8 protein-coding genes and 1 pseudogene are annotated in these 8,652 nt (G+C 46.3%); 4 read left to right on the forward strand and 5 right to left on the reverse strand.

Annotated elements, in window-relative coordinates; translation table 11 throughout:
• From Q0241_RS00385 to Q0241_RS00405, 5 genes are all read right to left on the reverse strand, one after another.
• Nucleotides 1-728: Gfo/Idh/MocA family oxidoreductase (locus Q0241_RS00385; protein ID WP_299371318.1), on the reverse strand; the 728-nt coding region annotated here is incomplete at its 3' end.
• 23 nt (nt 729-751) lie between these two features.
• The gene (gene nagA / locus Q0241_RS00390; protein WP_299371321.1) at nt 752-1,912 is read right to left on the reverse strand and encodes an N-acetylglucosamine-6-phosphate deacetylase; all 1,161 of its coding nucleotides are present in this window, start codon (nt 1,910-1,912) and stop codon (nt 752-754) included.
• Complete coding sequence (locus tag Q0241_RS00395) at nt 1,912-2,943, reverse strand: SIS domain-containing protein (RefSeq protein ID WP_299371324.1); 1,032 nt, start codon at nt 2,941-2,943, stop codon at nt 1,912-1,914. Before Q0241_RS00395 ends, nagA begins: the two co-directional genes overlap by 1 nt.
• Before the next feature lie 17 nt (nt 2,944-2,960).
• Nucleotides 2,961-3,722, reverse strand: a complete 762-nt coding sequence (locus Q0241_RS00400; protein WP_299371361.1) for a GntR family transcriptional regulator — start codon at nt 3,720-3,722, stop codon at nt 2,961-2,963.
• A complete protein-coding gene (locus tag Q0241_RS00405; protein ID WP_299371364.1) occupies nt 3,719-4,612 on the reverse strand; it encodes a BadF/BadG/BcrA/BcrD ATPase family protein in 894 nt (297 codons plus the stop codon). The genes Q0241_RS00400 and Q0241_RS00405 overlap by 4 nt, the downstream gene beginning before the upstream one ends.
• Nucleotides 4,613-4,892: 280 nt before the next feature.
• On the opposite strand from Q0241_RS00405, the gene Q0241_RS00410 reads away from it, so the two are divergent.
• The 4 genes and pseudogenes from Q0241_RS00410 to Q0241_RS00425 form a co-directional block, all read left to right on the forward strand.
• Entirely contained in the window at nt 4,893-5,798 is a 906-nt protein-coding gene (locus Q0241_RS00410; RefSeq protein ID WP_299371367.1) for an N-acetylmuramic acid 6-phosphate etherase, read from the forward strand.
• A 55-nt stretch (nt 5,799-5,853) separates the two neighbouring features.
• Nucleotides 5,854-7,125 (forward strand): ABC transporter substrate-binding protein, encoded by a 1,272-nt coding sequence (locus Q0241_RS00415; protein ID WP_299371371.1) that lies wholly within the window; start codon nt 5,854-5,856, stop codon nt 7,123-7,125.
• Nucleotides 7,126-7,211: 86 nt separating this feature from the next.
• Complete coding sequence (locus Q0241_RS00420; protein WP_299371374.1) at nt 7,212-8,144, forward strand: carbohydrate ABC transporter permease; 933 nt, start codon at nt 7,212-7,214, stop codon at nt 8,142-8,144.
• Between the two features lie 12 nt (nt 8,145-8,156).
• A pseudogene (locus tag Q0241_RS00425) lies at nt 8,157-8,652 on the forward strand (carbohydrate ABC transporter permease); the annotation flags it as partial.

Raw genomic sequence — 8,652 nt, forward strand, 5'->3', positions numbered from 1 at the left:
AAGAATGCCGTTTCACTCATCATTGGTCCCCAACCTGCTTCATACCATCCCACAGACCCATCATCGTAGGTAACCTGTAGCTGGCCATAGTTATACATGTCAGAATCAATTTCATCGCTTAAGCGAACACCGATTGCATGCACCTTGATCGGTTGGGCCTGTGTCATCAGACACATCATATCAACATAATGAACACCGCAATCCACGATCGGAGAAATACTTTTCATAAGCTGCTTGTGAACCTGCCAAGTTTCGCCACTGCTTTGCTGGTTAAGGTTCATCCGCATCACCAAGGGCTTTCCTAGCTTTTGTGCCTGAGACACGAACTCTTGCCACGAAGGATGATGACGAAGAATATAGCCAATAACGAGCTTAAGCCCCTTTTTCTGCGCAGCTTCAATTACCCGTTCGGCTCCCGCGACCGTATCTGCAATTGGTTTTTCAAGAAAAACATGCGCTCCGGCGTCAAAAGCTTTCAAGGCATAGGCTTCATGTGTATCCGGCCAGGTATTGATAGAAACCACATCCGGGTTTAATTTTTTAAGAGCTTCATCGTAATCAGAAAATCTGTCGTAATCGGAAAGTTCCGTGGGTAATGATGTTTGACGGCTAAGGCTTCGACTACAAAGCCCAACAACCTCAAATCCATCCAAATTGTGATAGGCTTTGGCATGGGATTGCCCCATGTTCCCCAAACCAACAACAAGAACCTTTTGTTTATTATCCATTACCCATTCCTCTGCGAATACCGCTAGACCTTTAGGCCATCCATTTCGGTGTCACGTCCATCAACCCAAGTCTCAAGAACACGTCCAGCATCATCCAGTAAAACCATTGATGCTCTGTACCCTTTTTCAATACGTCCCAACTCATCCCCCAACCCTAAGAAATTTGCGGGATACAAAGACGCCATGCGCAAAGCTTCATCATGGGAAAGATTTAACATATCTACAGAATTTTGGACGGCGGATGCCATATCTAAATGTGCCCCAGCCAAGACGCCGTCTTCAGTTGTACAGCGCCCTTCTCGGCTATAGATTTTTTGCCCATAGAGCTCGAAGAAATCCTGATCGCTGCCCACAGTTGCCATCGCATCTGTGACCAACATCATCTTTCCATGCTTCTTCGCTTTGATAGCATTCCGCAGCGTAGCTGGATGAACGTGGTATCCATCAACAATTAAGCCACACCAACTATTATCATCATCCAAAGCGGCGCCAACGGCACCCGGTTCTCTACTATCCATTGGCGTCATGGCATTAAACAAATGTGTAAAACAGCTAAGACCTTCGGAAAAAGCAGACTGGTAATCAGCATAGACACCGGCAGTATGCCCTGCAGCAACCAAGACACCGCGCTCAACAAGTTGTCGAATAATTCCAGAAGTATTCTTTTCGGGAGCAAGCGTAACCAATGTCTTGGCTCCCTTGAGGCTCGACAAAAGATCCAGAGCATCAGATTCCATTGATCTGATTTTATCTTTCTGATGCACGCCTTTTCTTATCTGGTTAAGATAAGGCCCCTCTAAATGTATCCCCAGAATTCCGGGTTCATTGTTATCCACAGATTCCTGCATTGCAGCAACAGCAGCGTCCATCACGGGACGATCATCGGTAATCAATGTTGGGAGCATTCCCGTTGTACCATACCGACGATGCGCTTGGGCTATACGCCTTAGCCCGGTCGGTGATGTATCCTGATTAAACATGACACCACCACCGCCATTGACCTGCACGTCAATAAAACCAGGGACAAGTTTCGCACCGTGTAGATCTCGAACCAGATTAACATCGTCAGGAATAGAAATTTCTGGCCCAACATAATCAATAACAGCACCGTTGATTATAACTGTTGCAGCACCCAACCACTCTTCCCCGGTGAACACTTGTGCGTTGGTCAACGCAGTTTTCATCAAACTGTCTCCGTAACTTTTTTCAGGTGACGAGGATTATCAGGATCCAAACCGCGTAGCTGAGTAATTTTCTCTGCCATGACATAAAAACTTTGAATCATCACAGGTAACTGACAGAACGGGTGAATGTTAGTTTCTATTGGCAATATACCTTTACTCAAACTTCCTTCTTGAACGCTAAAGACCGCCCCACCTTTTTCCCTGAAATTTTCAGCAAGCTCTCCGACTGAATCCCAAGACTGATCACGCTGCCTGAACAACAGTACAGGATAGCCATCTGCAACAAGTGACATTGGTCCGTGTTTTACTTCTGCGGCGCTGAAAGCTTCCGCATGAATATAAGATGTTTCCTTGAACTTCAGCGCAGATTCCAAGGCAATACCAAACCCGGGGCCACGGCCAACTGTAAACAAGTTGGAAGATGAAGCTAACAGCTCAACTGGTTCGGACCAATCCGCAGACAAGCCCCGATCCAATTGATCCGGAAGCCTTTCCAAAGCAGGTAACAACCCGCTATCAAAATTCCAAATAGCACTAAGTTGAAGCAAGGCAGTCAAAGACGCGATATAGCTTTTTGTTGCTGCAACAGAGTTTTCAGGGCCAGCATGGAGTGGCAAAAAACAATCAGCCAATGCCACCAGTGGTGATGTTGCATCATTACAAATACAAAGAACAAAAGCGCCTTGGTCTTTCGCCTGTTGCGTAGCCTGTACCAAATCAGGACTTCGCCCCGACTGTGACACCGCAATAAACAAACTATCTTGTAGTTTTAACGTTACCCCATAAAGAGTAGACACAGACGGTGCAAAAGAAACCACAGGAAGTCCGGTACCAATTTCCAATACATACTTCGCAAAAGCACACGCATGATCAGAACTGCCCCGGGCACAAGTTGCAATAAACCGGAATTTTTTCTCACGTATCCGTCTTGAAAGGTCTTCGAGCACATCTCGGTTTGCTCTAAGCTGCCTTGAAATCACAGCTGGCGTTTCAGCCGTCTCTTTTGCCATCAGGCTCATTTTATTCGTCATTATTCATTTCATTCGTATTAATCACGGCTATCCAAATAGAGTTCAGCAATAAAATCATAGCTGTCTCCACGATAATGAGAGCGGGTAAATTCAATGGGGCGCATGTCGGGCAAGAAAGAACGTCTTTCTATATAAAGGGTTGGCCCGCCAACCGGGACACCTAACAGGTCGGCTTGCGTTGCCTGTAGCAATTCAGCTCTTAGCCTCTGCAGGGCTCTTAGAGGTCGCAATCCGGATTTATCCAGCACACTGTAAAGAGAGTCTTCAACAACCAAAGGATCTGGCAAGAATTCCTGTGGAACTGTGGCCAACTCAATCGCAAGCGCTTTGCCATCCGCACAGCGTATCCGATGTAAACGAGAGACCCCGACACCGGGTGACAAATTAAGCGCCATAGCTTCTTCGGGTGTCGCAAGTCCAGTGGCACGCTCGACCCAAACCACAGAAGGCTGCATCCCTCTGGCTGTAATATCCTCGGTAAAGCTGGTCAATTTGGAAAGAGGCTGTTCCATTCGCGAAGCAACAAAAGTTCCCGCCCCGTGACGCTGAAGAAGTAAACCATCCCGAACCAACCCCTGAACTGCTTTGCGCACAGTCACCCGAGACACTTCCAACTCAGACGCGATATCGCGCTCACTGGGCAACGCGTCTTCAACCTTAAACGCCCCACTTTCTATCGCCTGCCTGATCAAGGTTTGCAGTTGCTTATAAAGCGGTGTTGGGTTGCTGCCATCAAGTCTGGATTTAACTTTCAGGGCACGAAAGGTACTTACTTTCATTTTGATGCCTCCTGCTCATCAGAGGCCGATTTCCTTACCATTCTTATCGCACCATCCATCGCATCGCCGCGTGGTTTACTTAGAATTTTTTGGTATTTTTCTGGCAACTTAGGAGCAATACGTTTTGAAACGCCCCCCATAAGACAAACAGTCTCAACACCTCTATCAAGCAGAGCCTGTATCATACACCCTGCTTCATGCACGGACTTGGCGACAATCCGGCACGCCAGTTCATCGCCTTCATTAGCATGATCAAAAATAAGCGGCGCAAAAGAACCGTAGTGATGTGGTTCTGCTTCTTCTGCCCACTTAACCATCACTTGGCGATCATTCTTAAAGTGCGCCATAATAGCTTTTGTTAATGGCGTTTCCGGGCGACATCCTTCAGCTGCGAAAAGAGAACTGCGAACAGCGGTTAAGCCAAGAACAGCGCCACTGGCATGATCCGAGATTTCAAACCCCCAACCACCGACATTGATAACATCATCGTTAACAATACCGAGCCCGCATGAACCGGTCCCCAAAATAAGAATACCACCATCCTCACCTGCATGAGCACCCAAACATGCCGTATAGGCATCGGTAGCCCCGGAAACTGATGCGAAAGAATGTGGGAAAGAAAGCATCGCCTGAAGCTCACTTTCCAATCCGAGACCAGCAAGCCCCAGCCCAACATGAAGGGACGCAAAATCTTCCCTGCCTCTACCAGATTGATGAAGCGCCTCAAGACAGGCTTTCTCGATTTCGTAGTAAACACGAACAGCTCCGAGTCTAGAATTTGACGGACCGGCAAAACCTTCACCCAGTATGTCACGATTCGCATTCTCAATCCGAACACGACAGCTCGTTCCGCCACCATCAACACCTGCATAGAGCATTTCGTTTACCACTTATCACCCCAGAACCAATAACAGACCAATATACAAAACCAATCGAATACCAATTTATGACATTTTCTAAGAAAGGTAAATTCAAAAGATTTTATTTTTTTACGTAAATTATATTTTTCAAAATTTTATTATTAAAAATCATATGATTAAGCAAAACAAATGATAAATAATCCATTAACCTCTTCAAACACTACCTATAAAAATTGAAAAAATTGATTTCAAATTGGTTTCTTTTTGGTATTGTTAAATCAATCATTCATGAATTTATAGGTTTAAAAGCTTGTCGAAAGATATCCAGGGCACAGAAAAACATAGTCCCCGTTATCATAGTATAGATACTTGGCCTGCTGAGGACATGCTTGAATCGCTATGGGCTTCTCAGCTCAGAGCTATCTCTTGCATACAACAATCAATCCCGGAAATTTCTGCAAGTGCAGAAGCAATCGCCGAGCGATTATCTCACGGTGGACGACTTTTCTACATTGGCGCGGGATCTTCCGGGCACCTTGCTATTCAAGACTGTGTAGAAATCAACCCGACCTACGGCTGGCCTCTAGACAAACTAATTCCGTTGATTGCGGGTGGCAAAGATGCCCTTCTCGCCCCCATGGGTGGCGCAGAAGACGATGAAAGAATATCTGTTAAATCCCTAAAAGCGCATGCAATAAATGCTCAGGATGTCATCATCGCCGTCGCAGCAAGTGGCTCTACCCCCTATACATTGGCGGCTGTAAAGCATGCGCGATCACAGGGAAGTCTGGTAATAAGCGTCGCCAACAATCGACACGCACCGATTTATGATCATGCTCACCATTCCATCTTTTTAGATAGCGGCAGCGAAGTCATCGCTGGGTCAACCAGAATGGCCGCTGGCACCGCACAAAAAGCAGCCCTGAACATGCTATCAACTCTAACGATGACAAAGCTAGGTCACGTTCATGACGGTTTGATGGTCTCCATGGTGATCAACAATGAAAAGCTGGAAAAGCGTGGTGCAGCAATTATTCAGGAAATTACTGGAAGCGACAGTGAAACAGCAAAGAAATGCCTGAACGAAGCAGATAAAAACATAAAGCTCGCCGTTCTTCTGGCAATGAACCACCCCAAAGCTGAGGCAGAAAAAGCCCTCGCCGATAATCAGGGTCACCTGCGACAAGCAATGGAAAAACTTAAAGTAACCTATTAATAATTTTAACAAAAACCGGGAAAAACCCGGGCTCTTTATTAACTCGGAGGATAAGATGAAAAAAAATAATCTAACATTGGGCACAAGTGTTGCTGCGATCGCTTTAGCAGCGGCTTCACTGACGCCAACTGTGTCTGCTTTTGCAGATGAACTGGTTATTGAAAGCTGGCGTACAGATGATTTGGACATCTGGGAGAGTCAAATTATTCCAGCATTCAACAAATCACACCCAGACATCAAAGTTCGCTTCGCACCGTCACCGCCAACAGAATACAACGCCAACATGAATGCCAAGCTAACAGCTGGGACAGCTGGCGATCTTATTACCTGTAAGCCCTTTGACGCATCACTTGACCTATACAACAATGGTCATTTGACAAAAGTTGATGATCTTCCCGGTATGGAGAACTTCTCTGGCGTTGCGAAGTCCGCTTGGCAAACAGATGACGGCTCTACAACATTTTGCCTGCCAATGGCATCTGTGATCCACGGTTTCATCTACAACAAAGAAGCCTTTAAAGAGCTTGGCCTGGAAATTCCAAAAACAATTCCAGAATTTATGGCTGCTCTTGAAAAGATCAAGGAAGACGGCACTTATATTCCAATGTCCATGGGGACTGCTGATCAATGGGAAGCAGCGACCATGGGCTTTCAGAATGTTGGTCCAAATTTCTGGGCGGGCGAGAAAGGGCGCAAAGGCCTGATCGACGGCACAGAAAAACTGACTGATCCGCAGTATGTAAAAGTGTACAAGCATCTTGCTGAATGGGGGCCATATCTAGGCAAAGGCTACAAAGGTCAGTCTTATCCTGATAGCCAAAATCTCTTTAGCCTAGGTCGTGCAGCGATTTACCCGGCAGGGTCATGGGATATTTCGACCTTTAATGGTCAAGCTGATTTCGAATTTGGCGCTTTCCCACCACCCGTTCCGGCTGGACAGGACACTTGCTACATCTCTGATCACACAGACATTGGGCTTGGTATCAATGCAGCATCTAAAAATGTAAAAGCAGCCGAGACCTTCCTTAGCTGGATGGCATCTGCTGAAGCTGGTTCCATTTTCTCAAATGCACTGCCCGGCTTCTACGCTTTGTCAAAGCACGAGCTAACCATTAGCGACCCTGTTGCACAGGAATTCGTAAGCTGGCGTGGCAAATGTGAATCTTCTATCCGTAACTCCTATCAGATCCTTTCACGTGGCACACCAAACCTCGAAAACGATCTTTGGAATACTTCTGTTGGTGTTATCAATGGTAGCATGACAGCTGAAGAAGCAGCCAAGAAGGCACAGGACGGACTTGCTAGCTGGTACAAACCACAGCAATAAATCTGGTATAATAAAACGCCGGTACCTGAGCGGTACCGGCGTTTTACATATAAATTATGTCCCAATCGAAGTGAGTACCTATCCATATGGCCTTAAAAAATCAAAGGGGATCGTTCTTTCGAACACATATCTTAGTGTTCCTTTTGCCTGCGGCCCTGATCTATACCCTTTTTATGATCGTACCGCTGATCGATACAGTCAGGTACAGCTTTTACGGTGAAACTGCCGAGGGCATTACGTCCTTTGTCGGTTGGGATAACTACATTCTCATTCTTACTGACGAACGTTGGTGGACGGACTTTAGTAATGCGTTGGAGAACAACTTTATCTTCTTTGTTATTCATATGTTTGTTCAAAATCCGATTGGCCTTCTCCTCGCTGCTTTATTGAGCCTGCCAAGATTAAAGATGGCGAACAGTTATCGCACCCTAATCTTTATGCCGACAATGCTATCTGTTGTGATCATTGGCTTTATATGGAAGCTGATCCTCAGCCCACTTTGGGGCGTTGGCGATACTTTGGTTGGTTTTGTCGGAATGACAGATGGTCTTCCTGCCCTTCTAGGGGAAGAGTCCACAGCCTTGATCACCTTGTCATTTATATCTGTATGGCAATTTGTCGGTATCCCCATGATGTTGACCTATGCCGCCCTACTCAATGTCCCGGACGATTTAGTCGACGCAGCCATCGTTGATGGCGCGAACCAATGGACCGCCTTCTGGCGCATCAAGCTTCCCTTGATTTTACCAACGATTGCAATGGTTTCCGTCTTAACTTTCGTTGCAAACTTTAATGCCTTCGACCTGATTTATGCAGTCAAAGGTGCCCTTGCTGGGCCAAATTTTGAAACAGATATCATGGGTACAATGTTCTACCGCACGTTCTTTGGCTATCAACTGCAACCCGGCAGTGCCACGTTGGGCGCAACCGTTGCCAGTTTGATGTTCCTGGTTATCCTTTGCGGTGTCATGCTTTATCTTTTTGTTGTTCAACGTCGCTTACAACGCTATCAACTTTAGGAGGACGGACTGATGAAACTCACAAAACGCGTTGGCCCGTTAGGCGTTCATGCCGTCCTTATGTGCTACACCCTTATCGCACTGTTCCCGATCTATCTCGTGATTATGAATTCCTTCAAAAGCAAAAAAGGAATTTTCAGAGACCCCCTCGCCCTTCCAACAGGTACGACTTTTGACCTCGTTGGTTTTGAAAAGGTTATCGCCAGATCATCATTTGATGTCTATTTCACCAACTCCATATCCGTCACTGTCATTAGCTTGGTATTTGTTTTACTACTTGGCGCAATGGCGGCATGGGCCTTGGCCGAATACGATTTCCCCGGCAGTGATATGATGGCGCTTTACCTTGCCATCGGCATTATGATCCCCATCCGTTTGGGCAGTGTTAGTCTGCTGAAGATGATTGTTGGCATGGGGCTGGTGAACACCCTCACCGCTCTTGTTCTGGTCTATACAGCCCAAGGATTACCCCTGGCGATATTCATACTCAGGGAATTTATCGCGCAAA

It is taken from the genome of uncultured Kiloniella sp. (assembly GCF_937128705.1).
Classification (GTDB): domain Bacteria; phylum Pseudomonadota; class Alphaproteobacteria; order Kiloniellales; family Kiloniellaceae; genus Kiloniella.